Raw genomic sequence first — 20,315 nt, forward strand, 5'->3', positions numbered from 1 at the left:
TCGGCGGCCGCCTCTTTTGTTTATACGCCCCCGGCCCGGGCTCACCGGGTCGTCGCGCCCCCCACCGGGCGGGCCGGGCGGGCGTCCGTCCGGCCCGCGGGGCCGGCCTGGGTCAGCGCTTCTTGCAGGCGTTGATGCGGGCCGTCGCGCTGGTGTGCTTCACCGTCTTGGTGCGCGGGGTGTACCCGGGCGGGAAGGTCACCACGCCGACCGAGTAGCCGGTGTAGTTCTGCCGCTTGATGCAGCGGCGCGCGGCATTCTGGCTCACCTTGTTCCGCCCGGCGTTGACCTTGGCGCCGCTCTGCTTGTACAGCCTTCCGTTCTTGTACAGGCCGACGCGGAGGGCGAGTTGGGCGACCGGCTTGGTGCACTTGATGTCGGCGGTGACGTTGACCATGTGCCGGTTGTCGGCGTGGGCGTGGTGGGAGTAGTGCGGCAGATGCGTGGTGATCTTGCAGGTGATCACGTCGCCGCTGCGGGCGTCCATCGTGCGTACGGTGGTGGCGCCGGTCGCGGTGTCGGGTCCCGTGCCGGCCGGTGTCGCGGCACCGGCGGAGCCCGCTGCCATGGTCACCGCCAGGACACCGGTCAGAGCTCCGGAAAGCAGCGTTCGCTGAACAGTCCTCATGAAATTCCCCCTGTGTAGCGCCCGTTGGGGCGTACCTGATGCGCCGTCGCCTCGTCGTGAACCGGCCCGGGGCCCGGCGCGCTGGCCACATAATTCCGCATCAGGGAGACGGGCGCAGGCAAATTTCGCATATACGGCCGTCGGCGTTCTTCCGGGCGGCGCCGGGCCGTCCCGCTCACCACGTCATCGGCTCCGGGTGACCGGGCCGCGGCCGGCCGCCTCCGCCGGGCGCCCGGTGCGGCTCGGGCGGTCCGCGGCGCGCGCGGTGAAGACCCCGAGGGCACAGAGGGCGGCGAAGCCGAACAGCAGCCATCGTGCCGAGTCGAGCGTGGACCGTCCGCCCAGGCTGACGAGAACCCCGGCGACGGCGGTGCCGGACGCGGTGGACACCGTCGTCACACCGCCGCGGCCCCCGCCAGCAGGACGAACTCCGGCCGCCACGAGCCGAACTGGGCGAACCGGCCGCCGAGGGCCGGACCGGCGAAGTTACCCGCCCCGTACATCGCCGACGTGCGGGGTTCACTCCCCGGCAGCCGGAAGCGCACCGTTCGCGTCAGCGCGCGGTGTCCCGCTGCCGCCGCCACTCGGGGGCCAGCACCGACCAGACCTCCATGTCGTGCCGTACGCCTCGGTGCGGGTAGCTCTCCCGCTGTACTCCCTCGCGCACCATGCCGAGCCGCTCGGCGACCTTGATGCTGGGTGTGTTGGCCGCGGCCGCGATCCACTCCACGCGGTGGATACCGCGCCGGTCGACGGCCCAGTCGATGAGTATCCGGATCGCGCGTGTGATCAGCCCGCGCCCGACCGCCGCCTCCTCCAGCCAGCAGCCGACCTCACAGCTGCCGACGGTGACATCGAACGTCCGGAACAGGACTCCGCCGACGAGCACGCCGTCGCTCCAGATGCCGTGGAGACGACCGCTGTCGGCAGCCGCCTTGTCCGCGTACATCTGGAGGACGGCCGTGGCGGATGCGAGATCGGTGCAACGGTCCGGCAGCGCGATGTACCGGCCGATGTACTCGCGGCCCCGGTCCATGTGCGCGAGGAATTCCCCGGCGTTCCACGGCTCCAGCGGCCGCAGCTCCGCGCCGTCCTCACCCAGCGATATCGCAAACACCCGGCTACCCCCTGTTCGGCACGACCGTGCTCGTGCGCAGCGCCCGAAATCGTCCCACACGGACCGTGCTCCCCGCCGTCCGGCCGATCACCGTGTCCGATCTGCTCACCTCCCGCGCCGGACACGGCTTCCCGGCCGACTTCTCGCTGCCGGCCGTCGGGCCGCTGTTCAGCGAGCTGAAGCAGGGGCCGCCGCAGCCGCGGCTGGGTCGCGGCGCCGGACGCCTGGCTGGCGGCGCTGTCCCGCATTCCGCTGCTGCACCGCCGGACGACGGCTGGCTCTGCAACACCTCGTCCGACATCCAGGGCGTGCTGATCGCCAGGGTCGCCGGCCGGCCGTTGCCCGAGTTCCTGGCGGAGCGGCTGTTCGAGCCGCTCGGCATGGTGGACACCGGATTCGCGGTGCCGCCGGGCAGACTCGACCGGTTAGCCGGCTACTACCGGGCCGATCCGGCGGGCGGCCTGGAGCTGGTCGACGCCCCTGACGGGCAGTGGAGCCACCGGCCGGCGTTCCCGTCCGGCTCCGGCGGGCGCGGGACTTCTGGCGGTGTGCGGCCGACGGTTGAGGGGCGCGGCGCGGTACGGCGTGTGCCCTACTCCCCCGGATGCGACTCGGACGCCTCCTGGAACGCCGCGAGCATCTCCGGGGACCACGTCAGGCTGCCGTCCCTGAGGTCGCTCAGCACCCCCTGGAGCCACCGCTCCTCGGCGCCGAGGACGGCCAGCAGGTACTCGTTCTCGATCAGCGTGACGCGGGGCAGTCCGGCCTCGGCGTCGGCCATCTGGCGCTCCAGCTCCGCGCGTTGGTGCGCGAGTCCGGCGGCACGCCGTTCCAGGATCGGCAGCGCCTCAGCCGGACCGAGCAGGAGCATGTTGGACAGCGCCGCCGGGAACACCGGGAACTCCGCCTTGGGGACCGCGAGCATCTGCTCCAGCCAGTCGCGGGTGGCCGCCCGGCCCGCGTCGGTCACCGCGTAGACGGTGCGCTCGGGGTACTGCTGGTCGCGCTCGGTCTGCCGGACGGCGATCAGTCCGCCGGCCTGCAGTCGCTCGATGGTGCGGTAAAGCCCGGCCCGCTGGCCGACGTTGACGACGTGCACCTTGCCCCACCGCTTGAGCAGTTGCTGGATGCCGTACGGGTGCAGCGGCCGGTGGTGCAGCAGCGCGAGCACGGTCAGGCCGAGCGGCGAGCTCTTCACGGGGGCGGTCATACCCGGAATCGTAATCAGCACGGAAACTAGTTGCGTTCACACTAGTTGCTTTGCAACTATCCCTTCGGAGAGAGCATTTCCACGGCCACGGGAGGGAACGAACATGGGCATCAACGGCAGTCATGGCACCGGGTTACGGACGGCCCTGGTCATAGGGGGCGGGGTGGCGGGCCCGGTGGCGGCGCTCGCGCTGCGGAAGGCAGGCATCGCGGCGACGGTTCACGAGGCGTACCCGACCGCGGCGGACGGTGTCGGGGCCTGGCTGGGGCTGGCGCCGAACGGCTTGGCCGGTCTGGCGGTGGTCGGTGCCGACGCCGCGGTGCGGGCCATCGGGCAACCGGTGCCCGGCATGGTGATGGCGGACGGCGCCGGCCGTCGCCTGGCCGCCTTCGGCGGTTTCCCCGAACTTCCCGCCACGGTGATGATGCGGCGGGACCGGCTGTACCGGGCGCTGACCGATCACGCGGTCGCCGAGGGCGTACGGTTCGCCCACGGCAAGCGGCTGGTCGCCGCCGAGGAGACGCCCGACGGCGTCACCGCCCGCTTCGCCGACGGGACCACCGCGACCGGCGACCTGCTGATCGGCGCCGACGGCATCCGCTCCACCGTCCGCACCCTGATCGACCCGCAGGCGCCCGCTCCCGAGTACGGCGGCCTGCTGAGCTTCGGTGGCTACGCGGCGGCGGACAGCGGGGTCGAGGCCGAGCCCGGCACCCTGCATTTCGCGTTCGGCCGCACCTTCATGGGCTACTGGCGAGGGCCGGACGAGCGGCTCATCTGGTTCGCCGGTCTGCCGACGGACACCCCTCCGAGCGCGGCCGCACCGGACCGGACGCCCGCCACCGAGTGGCTCACCAGGCTGCGCGAGCTGTACGCCGGCCATGTACCGGGCGAGCGGATGCTGCGGCACACCGGCCCCGACGAGCTGATGGCGGTGGGCCGGATGGAGCGTATGCCGTCCGTGCCGCACTGGCACCGCGGCCGGATGGTGCTGGTGGGCGACGCGGTGCACGCCCCCTCCTCCAGCTCCGGCCAGGGGGCCTCGCTGGCCATCGAGAGCGCGGTCGAACTGGCCCGCTGTCTCCGCGATCTGCCCACGCACGACGAGGCGTTCACCGCCTACGAGGCTCTGCGCCGCCCGCGGGTGGAGGCGATCGGCCGCAACGCGGCGGCCGTGAACCGGGTCAAGGCCGGCAAGAGCGAGCACCCGCCGGCGTTCCCCGCACCGGAGGAGATGCTCCGCCCGCTCCACTTCCACCGGATCGCATGGGACGAGACGGTCCGGCCGGCGCCGCGCCCCGGCACGGCCGGCTAACCCTCGCCGCCAACTCACCTGCTGGACACATCACGTCAGCGCGTACCGGCCGTCATCCCCCCTTCGGTGCGTCCCCTGGGCCTGGGAGAGGAGGGGACGCACCGCCGGCTCTGCGTATCTGCGGCCGGTGGGAGAAGGGCTGCTGGCGTCGCGGATCGCGGCCGGGTCAGATGCCGGGGGACGCGACGCGGGTGTAGATCGCCGGGGTGCTTGTGCCGCCGGGGGCGGTGACGGTGACATTGACCGGCCCGGCGGGGCCGGCGAGGACGTCGGCGACGAGATGGGTGTCGGAGACGACGGTGAACCCGGTGGGCGCGCCGCCGAAGAGCACCGTGGTCGTCTGGGCGAAGTTGCTGCCGGTGAGGGTGATGGTGGTACCGCCGGAGGTGGGGCCCTGGGGCGGGGCCAGAGAAGTGATGTCGGGCGCCGCCAGGTAGATGTAGGAGACCGGGCTGCTGGTCCCGCCGACCGTGGTGACGGTGACCCCCACCGGGCCGGCGACGCCCGCCGGGACCACGGCGGTGATCTGGGAGTCCGAGACCACCGTGAACGTCGTGGCGGGGGCGGCCCCGAAGCGCACCGCGGTGGCCTCGACGAGGTGGGTGCCGGTGAGGGTGACGGTGTTCCCGCCGGAGAGCGGGCCCGAGAGCGGGGTGACCGCGACGAGGACCGGGGCGCCGACATAGAAGTAGGACTTCGGGAGGGTGCTGGTGCCGCCGGGGGTGGTGACGGTGACATCGACCGGCCCGGCGACTGCCGCCGGGACCACGGCGGTGATCTGGTTCGCGGAGACCACCGTCACGGAGGTCGCCGGGGTGCCGCCGAAGGTGACCGCGGTGGCTCCGGAGAGGTTGGTGCCGGTGAGACTGACGGTGTTCCCGCCCGCGGTACTCCCCTGGTTGGGGCTGATGGCGGTCAGCGTGGGGGCCCCGACGTAGGTGTAGGAGACGCCGTTGCTGGTGCCCCCGGGGGTCGTCACGGTGATCTGGACGGTGCCGGTTCCGGGCGGGGCGACGGCGGTGATCTGGGTGTCGGAGACGACGGTGAACGAGGTCGCGGAGGTGACACCGAACCGTACCGCCGTGGCCGTGGCCAGGCCCGTCCCCGTCAGAGTCACCGTCGTCCCACCCGCGGCCGGACCGGAGTTGGGACTCACCGACGTCAAAACCGGAACGGGCGCCGAGACGTAGGTGAACGGCACACCGCTGCTCGTTCCCCCCGGCGTCGTCACCGTCACCTGAACGGTCCCCGAACCCGCCGGCGCCGTCGCCGTGATCTGCGTACTCGAATTCACCGTGAAAGACGCCGGCACACCACCGAACTGCACCGCCGTCGCACCCGAGAACCCCGACCCCGACAACGTCACCACCGTCCCACCCGCCGCCGGGCCCGAATTGGGACTCACCGAAGTGAGGCTCGGCACGGGGGCGGTGACATAGGTGTAGGTGACGAACTGGTTGCTGGTGCCGCTCGGGGTGGTCACGGTGACCTGCACCGTTCCATTGCCGACCGGGCTGGTGGCGGTGATCTGGGTGGCGGAGTTGACGGTGAACGATGCCGCGTGGGTGGCGCCGAAGCGGACGGCGGTGGCGCCGGTGAAGCCGGTGCCGGTCACCGTCACCGCCGTGCCACCCGCGGTGGAACCGGACGTGGGAGAGACGGACGTGACGGTGGGCGTGGCCGCCAGGGACGGCGCGGCGGAGGAGGTGGGCGGGTGTGCGGAGCGATTCACGGCCATGGTCCTTCGTGGCATGAGCCCCGGCCGGCTCCGAGGAGAGATACCGGGCCGAGGCTCGTCATGGGAAGGGAGAGAGCCCGGACAGGGACGGTGCCCCTGTCCGGGCAGGTGGTCCGCCCCCTGGTCGCAGGACCAGGCCATCGGCGGCTCAGGGTCCGGTCAGATGCCGGGTCCGGCGAGGTAGGTGAAGGCGCCGGCAGCGAGGGCACTGCCACCGCTGGTGGTCACCGTGACGTCGGCGGGACCGGGAGCGCCGTCAGGCGTGGGCGGGGCGACGGCGGAGAGGCTGGTGTCGCTGAGCACGGAGAACGGTGCGAGCGTGGCGCCGAAGGCGACCGACTGGGTGGTGCTGAGGTTGGTGCCGGTGATGGTCACCACCGTGCCGCCGGTGGCCGGACCGGAGTCGGGGTTGAGGGTGGTGACCGTGGGCGCGTCGATGTAGGTGTACGAGAAGCCGTTGTTGGTGCCGCCGGCCGTGGTGACCGAGACGCCCACCGGACCCGGTGCCGCGCCCGCCGGAACGGTGACGGTCAGCTGGCCGTCGTTGACCACGGTCGGGGTCGCGGCGGTGGCGCCGAAGTTGACCGCTGTGGCGGTGCTCAGTCCGGTCCCGGTGATGGTGACGGTGTTACCGCCCGCGGTGACGCCGCTCACCGGCGACAGGGTGGACTTGAAGGGCGCGCTCACGTAGAAGAACTGCAGCGGGTTGCTGGTCCCGCCAGGGGTGGTGACCGTGACCCCTACGGTGCCCGAGCCGGACGGCGAGATCACGGTGACCGAGGTGGCCGTGTTCGCGGTGATGGTGGCGTTCTTCGTGCCGAACTTCACCGCGGTGGCGCCGGCGAGGTTGGTACCGGTGATGGTGACCGTGGTCCCGCCGCCGGTAGATCCCTGGTTGGGGGAGATGGGCATGCTGATGCTCCTTCGATGAGGTGTGTGAGAGGGAGAGCCGAACCGAAACCGGATGACCGCGTTCGCCGTCGTCGGTTGAGGTATTGCCTGGTGGAGCAGCCGGCCGAGACCTCGGCCGGACCGTCAGGTGCAGCCCATGACGCTGCCTGACGGAGCACAGTTGTCCGGGGTGTTGTTGCGCACCGCCGTGCCCAGCAGCGACACGCCACCGGAGTTGACGTAGATGCCGCCCCCGCTGGCCGTCGCCGTGTTCCCGGTGACGGAGCTCGTGGTCAGTGTGATGCTGCCGTTGTCGTTGTAGAGTCCGCCCCCGGCGACGGCGGTGTTGCCGGTGACGGCACTGGAGAGCAGCGAGACGGTGCCGCCCAGATTCGAGAGGCCGCCTCCCGGGTACGGGGACACCGCGCTGCCGCCGCGGATGGTGATCCCCACCGCGCTCAACTGGCCCTGCGTGCCGGGCACGTTCGCCGCGCCCTCCACCTGCATGATCCGGAAGGCCGGCGCGTTCGGGGCGCGGGTGATGGTGGCGCCCAGCCCCACGATGGTGATCGGGGTGGTGATCGGCGGCAGCCCCACCGGCCCGTGAGGCGAACTGCCGTGCGCACTGGTGAGCTGGATGGTGCAGAACGGAACGAGGGCCAGGGTGTCCCCGCCGGCCGCATTGGCCGCATTGATCGCGTTGACCAGCGAGGCCTCACTGCACAGCACCGGGGTCTGCGCGTGCGCCGTGGTCGGAGCCGCGGCCAGCGCCACGCTCAGTCCCATGGTCAGCGCACAGATCCCGAGGATGGATCGCAACGTGCGGACAGTTCGCATGACGCCCCCAGAAAGAGGTGACGTGAGCTACCGCACCAGCCGGTACCCACGAGCGGGCACGGGTGGTGAAGGCACTTCCTCAGAACGTGGGAGCGCGCCTGCCGCGATGCCAGGGCCGCATCACCGCCTGCACTCTCAATCGGACGCAATGGCAGGCCAGTTGAGACTCCCCCGAGAGGAATGGGCAGCCCACCGGATTGGAATATGACCAGTTATCCATTGGGGTGAGCGCGCCTGCAAGGGCCCTGGCACCCCCTCACCCGAATGGCAGAGCGCACATCGGCGGCGGCGCAAAACACCGGCGCCGCCGGGCCGCGCCCCTGATAGACCGGGCTGCAGCCACCACCGCCGCCCCTCGAGGCGGGTTCCGCCAACTACGTCTGAAAGCCCCTCACTTGATCGTCCCGGCCACTACGGTGAACGCATGACCGACACCTGGAACCTCACCGGCACCGGGGTCCTGCAGCTTCCTTCCGGACGTCTGATCCGGGGCCGGGGCCTGCGCCGACCGCTGCCGTCCGGTCCGACGCCGGACTTCGCCGTCCATCTCCTCGGCAAGCAGCCACCCGAAGTCCCCTGGGAGCACGAGTGGCTGCGCTGGCCCGACTTCCGGCTGCCCAGCAGCCCTGACCGGGCCCGAGCGGTGCTCCGTACGGCCTGGACGCGTGCCCAGACCGAACGCGTCGAGGTCGCCTGCGGCGGCGGCCGGGGCCGGACCGGCACCGCACTGGCCTGTATCGCGGTACTGGACGGCGTACCGGCTGACGAGGCGGTGGACTTCGTACGCCGGAACTACGATCCCCGGGCCGTCGAAACCCCCTGGCAGAAGCGCTACGTGCGCCGCTTCACCGGCTGACCGCTCAGCGCGGCCGACCGCCTCACCCGCGGTCAGCGGTCCGCGGCCGGCCGTGGCGGCCAGCTGGCGCGGTCAGCGGCCGAGCCGCCCCCGGACCATGCCGGTCATGGCGCTGAGTTCCGACACCCGCATCCAGTGCGCGAGCGGCACGAAGACCCCGATCAGGACGGCGCCCCCGGCCAGCAGCGTCACGAGCGAGCCCAGGGCGTCGCTCCCGACAGCCCGGGTGACCGCCCAGGCGACCCCGCCGCCGGCCAGCGCCGCCGGGGTCGCCGCGGCGATCAGCCGGGCATAGGTACGCCGGACGCGCGCCCCGTCCAGATCGCCGCCCAGCCGCCCGCGCAGCCGGCGCCAGGCGGTGCCGACCCCGACCGCATAGGCCAGCCCGTAGGAGGCGGCCATACCGGCGACGGCCCAGCGCGGCGGGAGCAGGGCGAAACAGGCCGCGGACGCGGCGGCGTTCACCGCGGCGACGATGACGGTGTTGAAGAAGGGCGTCCGGGTGTCCTCGTAGGCGTAGAAGCCGCGCAGGACGACGTACTGCACCGAGTAGGGCACGAGCCCCGGGCCGAAGGCCATGAGGACGAGGCCGATGCCCCGGGCGCCCTCGGCATCGCTGCCGCCGTAGAGCAGGGTGGCCATCGGCACGCCCAGCGCCAGGAAGGCGAACGCGCAGGGCACGATGGCGACGGCGGAGGTCCGCAGGCCGTGGGAGATGTCGTCGCGGATCGCGGTGACGTCCCCGTCCTGGGCCGCGCGGGACATCCGTGGCAGCACCGCGGTCATGACGGACACGGTGATGATGGCCTGTGGCATCTGCCAGAGCAGCAGGGCGTAGTTGTAAGCGGTGATACCGGCACCGGTGTAGCCGGCCCGTGCGGCGAGGGAACCGGCCTCGGTGGCGAGCTGGGTGATGACGATCAGTCCGAGCTGGTTGGCGAGCACGAACAGCAGCGTCCATTTGGCCAGTCCCAGGGCCCTGCCGAGACCATGGCCGCGGAAGTCGAAGCGCGGGCGGAGCCGGAACCGGGCGTCGCGCAGGTACGGCAGCATCGCCAGCGCCTGGACGGCGAGGCCGAGGAGGGTGCCGAGGCCCAGGAGCCGTACCCCTTCGGGGGTGATCGTGGCGGGGCCGACGCGGGAGTCGGTGAAGCCGCCGAAGGCCCAGATGAAAGCCCCGAACGTCGCGATGATCACGATGTTGTTGAGCACCGGGGTCCACATCATCGCGCCGAAGCGGCCCCGGGCGTTGAGGATCTGTCCGAGCACCACATGTGCGCCCATGAAGAACATGGTGGGCAGGCAGTAGCGGGCGAAGGTCACGGTGACGTCCATCCGCCGCGGATCGGCGGCGATGTCCGGCGACATCATGTGCACCAGCAGCGGCGCCGCCAGCACACACAGCGTCGTGACACCGGCCAGCACCACCATGACCAGGGTGATCAGACGGTTGGCGTACGCCTCGCCGCCGTCGTCGTCCTCCTTCATGGCACGCACGAGTTGCGGCACGAAGACGGCGTTCAGTGCACCGCCACCGACCAGGATGTAGATCATCGTCGGCAGGACATTGGCGACCTGGTAGGTGTCGTTGAGGGTGCCGACGCCGATCGCGGCGGCCATGACGAGGGTGCGGAGGAATCCGGTGAGGCGGGAGACGATGGTGCCCGCCGCCATGACGGCGCTGGACTTGAGCAGGCTCGACGCGCGGCCGCCGGACCGCTCCGGCCCGGGTACCGGCTCACCGGCCGGGGACGGAACCGGCGGCACCGCCACGGCGGGCCCCCCGCCGCGCACCGCCGGGCCGTCGTACGTTCCGCGCGGCGTGGTCGCGTACCGGTCCCCCAGACCTGGCCGCAGCGGGACCGTGTCGTCCGAGAGGGCCCCACCCCCCGGTTCCCGGCCCGCGTTCTGCTGCTCCTGCGCGTTCATGGCTTCCCCACCCGTCCGCCCCGGCCCGTCGAAGGGCCCGTCGTCGTTCGACGGGACACTCTTTCACCTGTCGGCCGACGTCCTCACATGTGGCCTGCTCAGGGGCGGCGACGGTCCGGGGCAGGGGGCGAACGGCGAGTGTGAGTCCGGACGTTCGCCGGGCACTCCGGGCGGCTCAGCCGAGTTTGGCTCCGGTCTTTTCGAGGGCCTCACGCACGGGCTGGTAGTAGGTCACCCCACCCGCGGAACAGTCACCCCGGCCACCGGAGGTCAGGCCGAGCGCGGTCTCCCCGTCGAAGAGTGCGCCGCCGCTGTCCCCGGCCTCCGCGCAGATGGTGGTCTGGATCAGACCGTCGACCGATCCCTCCTGGTAGTTGGCGGTCACCTCGAGCGCGGTGACGTCACCGTCGCGCACCTGTGTGGAACCGCCGCTGCGCTGTACTTTCTGACCCACGATCGGATCGCCCGCCCGGACGATGGACTGCATGCTGCCGTTGTAGAGGTCCACCTCGCCGGGGTGTGCGATATCGGCGTCGGTGTACTTCGCGAGCCCGAAGTCGTCACCGGGGAAGGTGCCGGTCTCGGTCACCGCGATCTCGGCGCCCCCCTGCGTCGCCGACCAGGTCCGTACGGCATTGGTGCAGTGCCCCGCGGTCAGGAAGTACGGCTTGCCGCCCTTGGTGACGTTGAAGCCGAGGGAGCAGCGCGCCAAGGTTCCCCAGATGGCGTCGCCGCCGGCGATCAGCGTCCGGAGGGTGCGCGCCGACCGCCGGACGGTGGCCCGGTCACCCAGTGAGGCGGCGACCCGCTTGAGCCGCGCCAGTTTGTCGCCCCGGACGGTGCGGTCGGCGGTGATGACCACTTTGTTGGTCCTGGGGTCCATCCCCCAGGAAGTGCCGGGGATCGTCGCCTGCTTCTTGAGGGTGGCGCGGGCGGCGTCCAGCGAGGCGAGCGAGTGCTTGACGACCCTGGCGTCGGCGCCGGCCGCCCGCGCCTTGGCCGCGGCGGCCTCGGTGGTCACATTGACGACGAGCCGGTGGCGCGGGGCGTCGTAGTAGGCGCCTGCCCCGTCGGCGCCCAGAGTGGAGCTGATGCCCTTGGCGCGCTGTCCGGCCGCGCTGGCCGTCGGGGGGTCGGGGGCCTTGGCGGAGACCGCGTCGGCGGTCTGCGGGGTGAGTGTGGCGGCGGTCAGGGCCGCCATCAGACCGGCACCGGTGAGGACGGTGCGGGGCGTCGGTACGCGGGTGTGCTTCAACTCGGAACCTCTGGTGGGGTCGGTCCGGGCCAGGGGGTCCGGCCCGGATGCGGTTGCTGCGTCGCCTGCCCCTGTCGGCACCGCCTGCGGCCCGAGGACGGGACATCGCGGCGCGGACGTATCTTTTCCTGGCCGCGCCGCGCACCACACCCGCCCGGCCAGCGGGCCGCAGGAATCACCTGTACGGCGGCGGCCGGGCGCAGCGTCCGCCGCGGTGCGGGGACTCCGGCGGGCGTGGCTCCCGGAGCGCTCCGTTCCGGTCCGGCCGCCCGTGGGGAGCGGCTCTGCGCGCCGGTTCACGTCGTGCCGAAGCGATCGCCGCACGCTGCACCGTATGAGTGAAATCGGGTCACTGCCCTATGCACGGGGCGTGCCGCGGTGGGTGAATCGTGCTATCCGCGCGACGGGCCGCCCATTCCTCCGCACGGGCAAGGAGCAGTCCTTCCCATCCGATCCCGGGCGACCCACCGGCGCAGCCATACGTCAATGAGTGGTGCCACGGGCCCGGGTGTTCCCCGCAGGAGGCCACGTGCACCCTCTTCCCGGTCCGTCGTCCGAGTCAACCGCCATGGCGGGAAACCCTCTTGCCGGTCCCGGCGAGGCGAAGTCCCCGGGACCGGACGGCGCGCCCGGTGCCCCCCAGCGGTTGTCCTCACTGTCCGGTCTGCGCTTCGCCGCCGCGGTCGGGGTCCTCTATACGCACAGCATGCTGATGATCAATCCGCATCTCGCCGAGACCCTCGGTCCGGAGGTGTGGGTGGGCGGGAGTTCGGTCTCGCTCTTCTTCATTCTGAGCGGCTATGTGCTGACGCACTCCGCCCGGCCGGACGACACCGCGCGGGCCTTCTGGCGACGGCGGGCCGCGAAGATCTTTCCCAATCATGCCCTCATCTGGTGCCTGGTCGTCGGCGCGCTCGCCGCTTCCGGTGCGTCGGTCTTCACCGGCGGTGCGGGGATCGCGGCGGGTCTCTCCAGTCTCTTCCTGGTGCACACCTGGGTCCCCAGCCATCTCTTCGTCTCGGCGGGTAACCCCGTTTCCTGGTCCCTCGCGGCCGAGGTCTTCTTCTACCTCCTCTTCCCCGTGCTGCTCCCCTGGGTCAAACGGCTGTCGCCGCGCGGGCTGTTGACCGGCGCAGCAGCGGCGATCGCGGTCGTCTGGGCGTGGCCCGTGTTCTGTGCGCTGGTGGTCAACCCCGACGGGGCGTCATTTCCGGAGTACTGGTTCCTGTACATGCTGCCGGTCACCCGGCTGCCCGAGTTCGTCCTCGGGATGCTGGCGGCGCGGATCGCCTCGTCGGGCCTGCGGGTTCCACGGATAGGCGTCATTCCGGCGGCGCTGGGTGTCATCGGCGCGGTCGTCATGAATCCCGAGATCCTGCCGCAGCGCTTCCTGTACGCGGCCTCGACGGTGGCCCCGCTCGTCACGCTGGTGTACGCGACCGCGGAGCTGGATCTGCGCGGCCGGCGCTCGCTGTTGCGGACCCGGCCCCTGGTGGTGCTCGGGGAGATGTCCTACGCCATGTATCTGGTCCACTTCCTGGTGCTGGGGCTGCTGTACCTGGGGCTGCGGGGCCACGGCTGGAGCACTCTCGAAGTGGTGCTGACCGGCCTTCCGTTGGTGCTGCTGGCGTCGTGGCTGTTGTACGCGGGGGTGGAGCGGCCCTGTGTGCGCCGTTTCTCCACGTCCCGCGCCCGCGCCCGGAGCCGTGCGGCAGCGGCCTCATGAGCGCCGGACGGTGTCCCGGCCGGTGGCGGGCGGACCTGCCCCGCCGGGCGCTTCTGCCGTGGTGCGTGTCCGGGGTGACGCACCGGAGGGTTGCCGCGCGGCTCGGCCGGCCGGTCCGGTTCGGCCGGCGCGCGGTGCGGCCGGGGAAGGCAGGCCTCGTGTACCGCGCCCACCGTCAGCGTCGACAGCCACGCCCACGCCACCAGGACGACAACTGAGAAAGGGGCTCCCGTGATGAACAAGCGAAGCACACAGATCGCCGCCCACCGACCCCGCTACCAGGAGGAGTTGGCGCGCGGGCTGGAGCAGTTCTTCGATCCGGAGCGCACCACCTGCCCCTGGTGCACCTCCGCCCGGCTGCGCCGAAGGCTGCGCACCACCAATCATCCCCAGCGAAAACCGGGAACTTTCGTACTCGACCAGTGCCGCAACTGCGGGCATGTGTTCCAGAACCCGCGGCTGAGCGCCGAGGGGCTGGATTTCTACTACCGGGACTGTTACGACGGGCTGGGCGAGGCCACGATGGCGCGGATGGCCGCCTCGCCCCTCGCGGTCCGGCTCCACCGGGCCCGCGCACGGGCGCTGCTCCCGTTCAGCCGCCCGAGCCGCTGGCTGGACGTCGGGACCGGCCACGGCCACTTCTGCGCCGAGGCCCAGCGCATCCATCCGCGTACCGAGTTCCACGGGCTCGACTGGGGCGAAGGCGTCGAGATCGGCGTGCGCAACGGGCGTATCTCGCGTGCGTACCGGGGCTCCTTCGCCGGGCTGGCGGGGCAGCTCACCAGCCAGTACGACGTGGTGAGCATGTACCACTACCTGGAACACACGCTGGCGCCCCGGCAGGAACTGGCCGCCGCGCACACGGCGCTGCGGCGGGGCGGGCATCTGCTGATCGAGGTCCCCGATCCGCAGTCCGCCGCCGCCCGGCTGCTCGGCCGCTGGTGGGGCCCGTGGCTCCAGCCGCAGCATCTGCACCTCATCCCGCTGGACAACCTCTGCGGCGCGCTGAGGGAGCAGGGTTTCACCGTGGTGGCCACCAACCGGCGGGAGCCGCACATTCCCACCGATCTGACCTCCGCGGCCGTGAACGTGCTCAACTTCGTGCTGCCGGGCGAAGACCTGCCCTGGCTGCCGAGGAGGCCCGGTCCGGTCAGCCGCTGGGTCCGCAGGCTGGCCCTGCTGGCCGCGGCGCCCGCCCTCCTCGTCCTCTGCGGGCTCGACATCCTGCTGGCACCCGTCACACGGCGCACCCGCCTCTCCAACGCCTACCGGGTGATCGCCCGCCGGGACTGACGGGCTCCGCCCGGCACAACCGTGCGGGGCGACAAGCGCTTTCGGCTGCACGGCACCGCGGCGGCTAACCCACCCGGGTGAAGCCGTACGCGGTCGGAATCGCCGGAACTCAGGGAACGGAACACTGCCGACCATGCACATCCTCATCGCTACCGCGGGTTCGCACGGGGACGTGGCTCCCTACACCGGCCTCGGTGCCCGGCTGCGGCAAGCCGGGCACCGGGTGGTGGTGGCCACCCATGAGCGCTCGGCCGGGATGGTCCGCCGCAGCGGCCTCGGCTTCCGCCCGCTTCCGCTCGACAAGTACGCCGCCTCCGGCACGGGCTCGCCGCGGGGGAGCGAGTCGGGGAAGGAGGGCGCCGGAACCCAGCTCTCCAAGGTCGAACAGATAAGGCTGGCACGGGAGTTGGCGCCGGAGATGGCGGACGCGGTGGCGGAGGCCTGTGCGTCGGGGGCGGAAGTCGTGCTGCTGTCCAGCAGTCTGGCTCCGTTGGGGCTGGTGGCGACGGCGGGGCTGGGGCTGCCCGGTCTCGGTGTCTTCCTGCAACCCCTCGCGCCCACCCGGGAGTTCCCGCCGGTCATCTTCGACATGCCGTCGATGGGACCGTTCACCAACCGGGCCGCGGCGCGGTGCGCCGATTCCCTGCTGGCGCGTGCCTTCGCCCCCGGTGTGCGTCATCTGCAGCGGCAACTGCGCGTACCGTCGGCCGTTCTCGAACGGCGGCGGGCCACCTGGCCGGTCCAGCACGGCTTCAGCCCGGTGGTGGTTCCCCGGCCGGTCGACTGGCGGCCGGGGCTGGAGGTGGCGGGCTACTGGTGGCCGTCAGAGACCCCGGACTGGACGCCGGAGCCCCGGCTCGCGGACTTCCTGCGGTCCGGTCCGCCACCGGTGTACGTGGGATTCGGCAGTATGCAGCCCGCCGATCCGGAGCGGCTGGGGCGTCTCGTGGCACGGGCCCTGAAGCTCGCCGGGGTACGCGGTGTCGTCCAGGCGAGCTGGGCCGGTCCGGCGGTGGACGGGGACGACGTCCTTGCCGTGGGCGAGGTGCCGCACGCCTGGCTGTTCCCGCGGATGTCGGCGGTCGTCCATCACGCGGGGGCCGGCACCACGGCTGCCGGTCTGCGTGCGGGGGTGCCGGCGGTCCCGGTGCCGATGATGCTGGACCAGCCCTTCTGGGCGGAGCGCCTGACCGCGCTCAGGGTCAGTCCGGGCAGGCTGCCGTTCCGGCGGCTGTCCGCGGAGAACCTGGCGGAGGCGCTGCGGAAGGCCGTGCACGACCCCCGGTACCGTCATCGCGCCCGACAGGTCGCGACGTTGATCGGCGCCGAGGACGGCGCCGGCCGGGTCCTGACGGCGGTGGAGAACCTGGCGGGGCGGTGAGCGGGAGCGGCGCGGGGCGGCGGATGCGGTAGGCGCGGACGCCGAGCCGCACCATCGCCTGTGGTTCCGGCACCACCAGGACCGGCTGTTCGAGCCAGGCGGCCAGGCGCGGGCGGATCGCCTTCGGCGCGATCGTCGCCGCGAAGCTGACGAAGACCCAGCCGAAGAACCGGGCCCCCACCTTCTCCAGCCCGCCCGGGTCCAGCAGGGTGACCGAGGCGAGCCGGCCGGGCCGGTGCAGTGCCTGGTTCAGCGCGAGCCATCCGCCGTAGGAGGCGCCGACGAGGTGGACGTGGCCGAGCCCGATGCCGTCGAGCGTCTCGTCCAGCCGCTGGGCGGCGCGTTCGGGCCGGTGAATGGGTTCGCGCTGCACGCTGCGGCGCGGGTCGCCGACGGTGTCGACCGCGTACACCGGGAGGGCAGAGCCGATGCCGAAGCGGGTGGACCACGAGGAGCGGCGCGCACAGATCACCGAGGCGCTGGTCCGGGTGGCCGGACGGCGCGGTCTGCACGCCGTCGGGATGCGCGATGTGGCCGCCGAGGCGGGGGGTCCCTGCGGCTGGTGCAGTACTACTTCGAGACCAAGGAAAAGCTGCTGCTCCATGGGCTGCAGTGGCTGATCACCGGGCTCAGCGCCCGTATCGCCGACCGGGTGCGGGCCGCCGGGGAGGCTCCGGGCCCGCGGGCCGTGATCGAGGCGGTGCTCATGGAATCGCTGCCCACCGACGAGGAGAGCCGGACCTTCCACCTCGTCCACACCGCCTACGCCGTGCTGGCCGTGACGGACGAGGCGCTCGCCGCCCAGCCGTTCACCGACGGCCCCGATGCCGCCGAGGACGCGCTGGCCGACCAGCTGGAGCGGGCACGCGAGGCCGGTCTCACCCCGCCCGGCATCGAGGTACGCACCGAGGCGGTCAGCCTGCTCGCCCTGTCGGCCGGTCTCGGCACCAGCGTCCTGGTCGGGCAGCGCACCCCGGAGGCCGCCACGGCGGTCCTCCGTCATCACCTGGACCGGCTCTTCCCGGCCGGCGGATGAACATCCCCTGCCCCACCCGCCGTTGCCGACCGCGCCACGACCGCCGCACCCCCGGCCAGGCCGTCATACGCTTCGCCCGAACCGGCCCCCGAGGAAGGGCCGCGCATGACCGAGGCATTGACGTCACAACTCATCTCCGCCCTCTACGGGGACGAGGTGGACACGGTGGCGGCGCTGCTGCGGCAGGGGGCCTCCCCGTCCGCACCGGACGCCGACGGGGCGACGCCGCTGTACCTGGCCGCGGTGTCGGGACGGTCGGACATCGTGCGACGGCTGCTCGAAGCGGGAGCCGCACCCGACACCGAGAGCAGGGGCGAACCGGGAAGCGAAGGGCTGCCGCTGTGCGCGGCCGCCTGCTGGGGTCATGACGAGACGGTGCGCGCACTGCTCGAACACGGCGCCGACCCCGATCTGAGGGAGGACGACGGCACGTCCGCCACCCCCTTGATGTGGGCGGCGGCCAACGGCCACCACCGGACCGCCCGGCTCCTGCTGGAAGGCCGGGCCGATCCGGACGCGGGCCATCCGCGGCGCACCCCGATGATGGCAGCGGCCGAACGGGGCTCGATCGCGGTGGTGCGGGCCCTGTTGGAGCACGGGGCCGACCCGCGGCTCACCGATCCGCAGGGGCGTACGGCCCTGGACCTGGCCCGGGACGAGAGCGGCAAGGACGTCGAGAGCGAGCTGCGCCGGAAGGTGGGCGCGCTTCCGGATTCCCGGTGCGAGATCCGGCGCAGCCCCCGTCCCGAGGGCACCGAACTGGTCGAGCTGGTCGTCTACAGGCCGGACGGACTGCCGGGGGCCGAGTACCACCGGGAGACGGGGCACGCCGCGATCGTGGCCCTGCTGGAGGAGAACGCGCGGGAGTGAGGCCGCCGGGCTCGGGGGCGCCCAACGCCCCGCGCACGCCCCGGCCGAGCGGACCGGGCCGGGCCCGCATCCTGCGACTTCACGCCTTTCACTCCCCTTCTCTGCATTTCTGCTTTTCTTCAGCCTCTGTCTGCATTGCGTAAAACCATGGGCATTGCCGGGATGGAGCGCGCGTCACCGGTGCATGGTCATTCCTGCCCGGCCGTAGGCGGGGCAGCCAACATCACGGCAACGCAGAAAGGCATGATCCACAATGATTGACGGGTTCAAGCGCGCCCTCGCTCTCGGCGCCGCCACCGTGGCCCTGGCCGGAGGTGCTGCCCTCTCCTCGGTGGGAGTCGCCTCGGCCACACCGTCGCCGCACGGCGACCACTCCCCCACCAAGCACCTCGACCGGGGCCGCTGTCACATGGTTCACGGCCACTGGGTGCGCGTCTGGCATCCGTCGTGGCGGGACCGGAACGGCCACCGCCACCCGGGCCACTGGATCCGGACCTGGCACCGCGGCCACCTCGTCTGCCACAGACACTGATCACGGCGGCCCCAGCAGTTGCCGGGCCCCCCGAGCCGCTTGCGGTTCGGGGGGCCTTTGCCGTCGTACGGCCGCGTTCAGCGCACGCCGTGCGGCCGGAACTGGATGCTGATCCGGGGCCCGGTCGCCCGGGTGCTCTTGGGGACCGCATGCTCCCAGGTCCGCTGGCAGGAGCCGCCCATCACGAGCAGATCGCCGTGTCCGAGCGGGCGCCGTACCGTGCCGCCACCGCGCCGCGGACGCAGCAGCAGATCGCGCGGCGCCCCCACGGACAGGATCGCGACCATCGTGTCCTCCCGATCGCCCCGGCCGATCCGGTCGCCGTGCCAGGCCACGCTGTCGTGGCCGTCCCGGTAGTAGCAGAGGCCGGCCGTGGTGAAGGGTTCGCCGAGTTCGGTGGCGTAGTGGGCGGAAAGCGCGCCCCTGGCCTCGTCCAGGACGGGGTGCGGCAGGGCGTCGTCGGCCCCGTAGAAGGCGAGCAGCCGCGGTACGTCCACCACCTGCTCGTACATCCGCCGGCGCTCGGCCTGCCAGGGAACCTCCGCGGCGAGCAGCTCGAAGAGGGCGTCGGCCCCGCTCAGCCACCCGGGCAGCAGATCGGCCCAGGCGCCGTCCCCGAGCTCGGACCGGCGCATCCCGCACAGCGGGCCGAGCCGGATGTCGTCGGTCTGGTCGAAGAGCGAGCCCTGAAGGTGCGTGGCCATGCCGCCAGGGTACGCCGTAATCGAATATTTGTTCTGCCCTTGTGGGTGGGCGGCGCGCACACCGTCCACACCCAAGGTGTGGCCCACGGCGAGCAGGCCTTGCCCGGGCGGGACACCAGGAGCAGGCTGAACGTATGGGCAACGCAGAAGGCCCCACGCTGATCGCTTCCGTCCAGCGGGCCTTCCGGTTGATGGAGGCTGTCGGCGCACACGAGGGCGGCGCACCGGCGAAGCAGCTGGCACGGGAGACCGGGCTGCCCCTGGCCACCACGTATCACCTGCTGCGCACGCTGGCGCACGACGGGTACATCCGGAAGCTGGACGACGGCGGCTTCGTCCTGGGCGAGAAGCTGAGCACGCTGCACGCCGGCGGACAGAGTCAGGCGCTGTTGAGCCGGATCCGTCCGGCGCTCGCGGCGCTGCGGGACGACCTCTCAGCGGCCGCCTATCTGACCTTCTACGAGGACGGCGAGATCCGGGTGGTCGAGATCGTCGACGGCCCCCGCGCGCCACGGGTGGACCTCTGGGTGGGCTTCGAGGACGCCGGACACGCCACGGCGCTGGGCAAGTGCGTCCTGCGCGAGCTGGACGACGCGGCCCGCGACGACTACCTCGCACGGCACCCGCTCGCCGATCTCACCCCGCGCACGATCACCGGCCGCGCCGAACTCCTCCGGCGGCTCGGCACGACACCGCTGACGCCGGCCGTGACGGACATGGAGGAGTACGCCCTCGGGACGTTCTGCGTCGCGGTACCGGTGTACTGCGGTGACACGCTCGGCTCCCTAGGGGTGTCGCTCCGGGCGGACCGGATCTCCCGTATCGACGAGATCCGGAACCGGCTGATCCCGGCTGCGGGCCGGGTGACCAGGGGACTGTCGCTCACTATCTGAAATCCCGGTCCTTGCGACGGCCGCTCCACTCCCCGTTTCCTAGATGAAACGGACATTTAGGCACGTACGTGTCATGAGTGCGTGCCATGAGCAGGGAAGCGAGC

At 72.0% G+C, this 20,315-nt stretch carries 18 protein-coding genes and 3 pseudogenes; 10 read left to right on the forward strand and 11 right to left on the reverse strand.

Translation table 11 applies throughout. From position 1 onward, the window contains the following. Positions 1–112: 112 nt before the first annotated feature. From ACFW5B_RS16425 to ACFW5B_RS16435, 3 genes are all read right to left on the reverse strand, one after another. Positions 113–628 (reverse strand): hypothetical protein, encoded by a 516-nt coding sequence (locus tag ACFW5B_RS16425; protein WP_386439415.1) that lies wholly within the window; start codon positions 626–628, stop codon positions 113–115. A 183-nt stretch (positions 629–811) separates the two neighbouring features. Continuing rightward, positions 812–1,018: a hypothetical protein gene (locus ACFW5B_RS16430; RefSeq protein WP_386439417.1), complete on the reverse strand. Its 207-nt coding sequence runs from the start codon at positions 1,016–1,018 to the stop codon at positions 812–814. A 163-nt stretch (positions 1,019–1,181) separates the two neighbouring features. Beyond that, entirely contained in the window at positions 1,182–1,745 is a 564-nt protein-coding gene (locus ACFW5B_RS16435; protein WP_386439419.1) for a GNAT family N-acetyltransferase, read from the reverse strand. A gap of 92 nt (positions 1,746–1,837) precedes the next feature. On the opposite strand from ACFW5B_RS16435, the pseudogene ACFW5B_RS16440 reads away from it, so the two are divergent. Next, positions 1,838–2,275, forward strand: a pseudogene (locus ACFW5B_RS16440) (serine hydrolase); the annotation flags it as partial. A gap of 62 nt (positions 2,276–2,337) precedes the next feature. Here ACFW5B_RS16440 and ACFW5B_RS16445 read toward each other — a convergent pair. Beyond that, positions 2,338–2,955 (reverse strand): PadR family transcriptional regulator, encoded by a 618-nt coding sequence (locus ACFW5B_RS16445; RefSeq protein WP_386439420.1) that lies wholly within the window; start codon positions 2,953–2,955, stop codon positions 2,338–2,340. Positions 2,956–3,058: 103 nt separating this feature from the next. Here ACFW5B_RS16445 and ACFW5B_RS16450 point away from each other — a divergent pair, with 103 nt between their 5' ends. After that, positions 3,059–4,270, forward strand: coding sequence for an FAD-dependent monooxygenase (locus ACFW5B_RS16450; protein ID WP_386439422.1), 1,212 nt, complete (start codon positions 3,059–3,061; stop codon positions 4,268–4,270). 166 nt (positions 4,271–4,436) lie between these two features. Here ACFW5B_RS16450 and ACFW5B_RS16455 read toward each other — a convergent pair whose 3' ends face one another. The 3 genes from ACFW5B_RS16455 to ACFW5B_RS16465 form a co-directional block, all read right to left on the reverse strand. Continuing rightward, complete coding sequence (locus ACFW5B_RS16455) at positions 4,437–6,008, reverse strand: IPT/TIG domain-containing protein (protein ID WP_386439424.1); 1,572 nt, start codon at positions 6,006–6,008, stop codon at positions 4,437–4,439. Between the two features lie 159 nt (positions 6,009–6,167). Then, a complete protein-coding gene (locus tag ACFW5B_RS16460; RefSeq protein WP_386439426.1) occupies positions 6,168–6,920 on the reverse strand; it encodes an IPT/TIG domain-containing protein in 753 nt (250 codons plus the stop codon). Positions 6,921–7,043: 123 nt separating this feature from the next. After that, positions 7,044–7,718 carry a hypothetical protein gene (locus ACFW5B_RS16465; protein ID WP_386439428.1) on the reverse strand — a complete coding sequence of 225 codons (675 nt, stop codon included), beginning with the start codon at positions 7,716–7,718 and terminating at the stop codon, positions 7,044–7,046. A 442-nt stretch (positions 7,719–8,160) separates the two neighbouring features. Between ACFW5B_RS16465 and ACFW5B_RS16470 the strand changes: the two genes are divergently transcribed. Then, positions 8,161–8,592 carry a protein-tyrosine phosphatase family protein gene (locus ACFW5B_RS16470; RefSeq protein ID WP_386439429.1) on the forward strand — a complete coding sequence of 144 codons (432 nt, stop codon included), beginning with the start codon at positions 8,161–8,163 and terminating at the stop codon, positions 8,590–8,592. 72 nt (positions 8,593–8,664) lie between these two features. On the opposite strand, the gene murJ is transcribed toward ACFW5B_RS16470, so the two are convergent. Continuing rightward, the gene (gene murJ / locus ACFW5B_RS16475) at positions 8,665–10,521 is read right to left on the reverse strand and encodes a murein biosynthesis integral membrane protein MurJ (protein ID WP_386439431.1); all 1,857 of its coding nucleotides are present in this window, start codon (positions 10,519–10,521) and stop codon (positions 8,665–8,667) included. Positions 10,522–10,696: 175 nt separating this feature from the next. Next, the gene (locus ACFW5B_RS16480) at positions 10,697–11,776 is read right to left on the reverse strand and encodes a S1 family peptidase (protein WP_386439434.1); all 1,080 of its coding nucleotides are present in this window, start codon (positions 11,774–11,776) and stop codon (positions 10,697–10,699) included. 568 nt (positions 11,777–12,344) lie between these two features. On the opposite strand from ACFW5B_RS16480, the gene ACFW5B_RS16485 reads away from it, so the two are divergent. From ACFW5B_RS16485 to ACFW5B_RS16495, 3 genes are all read left to right on the forward strand, one after another. Next, positions 12,345–13,502 (forward strand): acyltransferase family protein, encoded by a 1,158-nt coding sequence (locus ACFW5B_RS16485; protein ID WP_386439436.1) that lies wholly within the window; start codon positions 12,345–12,347, stop codon positions 13,500–13,502. 234 nt (positions 13,503–13,736) lie between these two features. Then, positions 13,737–14,795, forward strand: coding sequence for a class I SAM-dependent methyltransferase (locus ACFW5B_RS16490; RefSeq protein WP_386439437.1), 1,059 nt, complete (start codon positions 13,737–13,739; stop codon positions 14,793–14,795). A 133-nt stretch (positions 14,796–14,928) separates the two neighbouring features. Continuing rightward, complete coding sequence (locus ACFW5B_RS16495) at positions 14,929–16,176, forward strand: glycosyltransferase (RefSeq protein ID WP_386439439.1); 1,248 nt, start codon at positions 14,929–14,931, stop codon at positions 16,174–16,176. On the opposite strand, the pseudogene ACFW5B_RS16500 reads toward ACFW5B_RS16495, so the two are convergent. Next, a pseudogene (locus ACFW5B_RS16500) lies at positions 16,172–16,594 on the reverse strand (alpha/beta fold hydrolase); the annotation flags it as partial. The gene ACFW5B_RS16495 and the pseudogene ACFW5B_RS16500 sit on opposite strands and share 5 nt — an antisense overlap. 10 nt (positions 16,595–16,604) lie before the next feature. On the opposite strand from ACFW5B_RS16500, the pseudogene ACFW5B_RS16505 reads away from it, so the two are divergent. The 3 genes and pseudogenes from ACFW5B_RS16505 to ACFW5B_RS16515 all read left to right on the forward strand — a co-directional run bounded on the left by ACFW5B_RS16505 (position 16,605) and on the right by ACFW5B_RS16515 (position 18,614). After that, positions 16,605–17,212, forward strand: a pseudogene (locus tag ACFW5B_RS16505) (TetR/AcrR family transcriptional regulator). Positions 17,213–17,317: 105 nt separating this feature from the next. After that, complete coding sequence (locus tag ACFW5B_RS16510; protein ID WP_386439441.1) at positions 17,318–18,082, forward strand: ankyrin repeat domain-containing protein; 765 nt, start codon at positions 17,318–17,320, stop codon at positions 18,080–18,082. Between the two features lie 253 nt (positions 18,083–18,335). Next, complete coding sequence (locus ACFW5B_RS16515; RefSeq protein ID WP_386439443.1) at positions 18,336–18,614, forward strand: hypothetical protein; 279 nt, start codon at positions 18,336–18,338, stop codon at positions 18,612–18,614. A 77-nt stretch (positions 18,615–18,691) separates the two neighbouring features. Here ACFW5B_RS16515 and ACFW5B_RS16520 read toward each other — a convergent pair whose 3' ends face one another. Beyond that, positions 18,692–19,318: an alpha-ketoglutarate-dependent dioxygenase AlkB family protein gene (locus tag ACFW5B_RS16520; RefSeq protein WP_386439445.1), complete on the reverse strand. Its 627-nt coding sequence runs from the start codon at positions 19,316–19,318 to the stop codon at positions 18,692–18,694. Positions 19,319–19,452: 134 nt separating this feature from the next. On the opposite strand from ACFW5B_RS16520, the gene ACFW5B_RS16525 reads away from it, so the two are divergent. Continuing rightward, positions 19,453–20,211, forward strand: coding sequence for an IclR family transcriptional regulator (locus tag ACFW5B_RS16525; protein WP_386439447.1), 759 nt, complete (start codon positions 19,453–19,455; stop codon positions 20,209–20,211). Positions 20,212–20,315: the final 104 nt, after the last annotated feature.

It is taken from the genome of Streptomyces sp. NPDC058773 (assembly GCF_042746015.1).
Classification (GTDB): Bacteria; Actinomycetota; Actinomycetes; order Streptomycetales; family Streptomycetaceae; genus Streptomyces.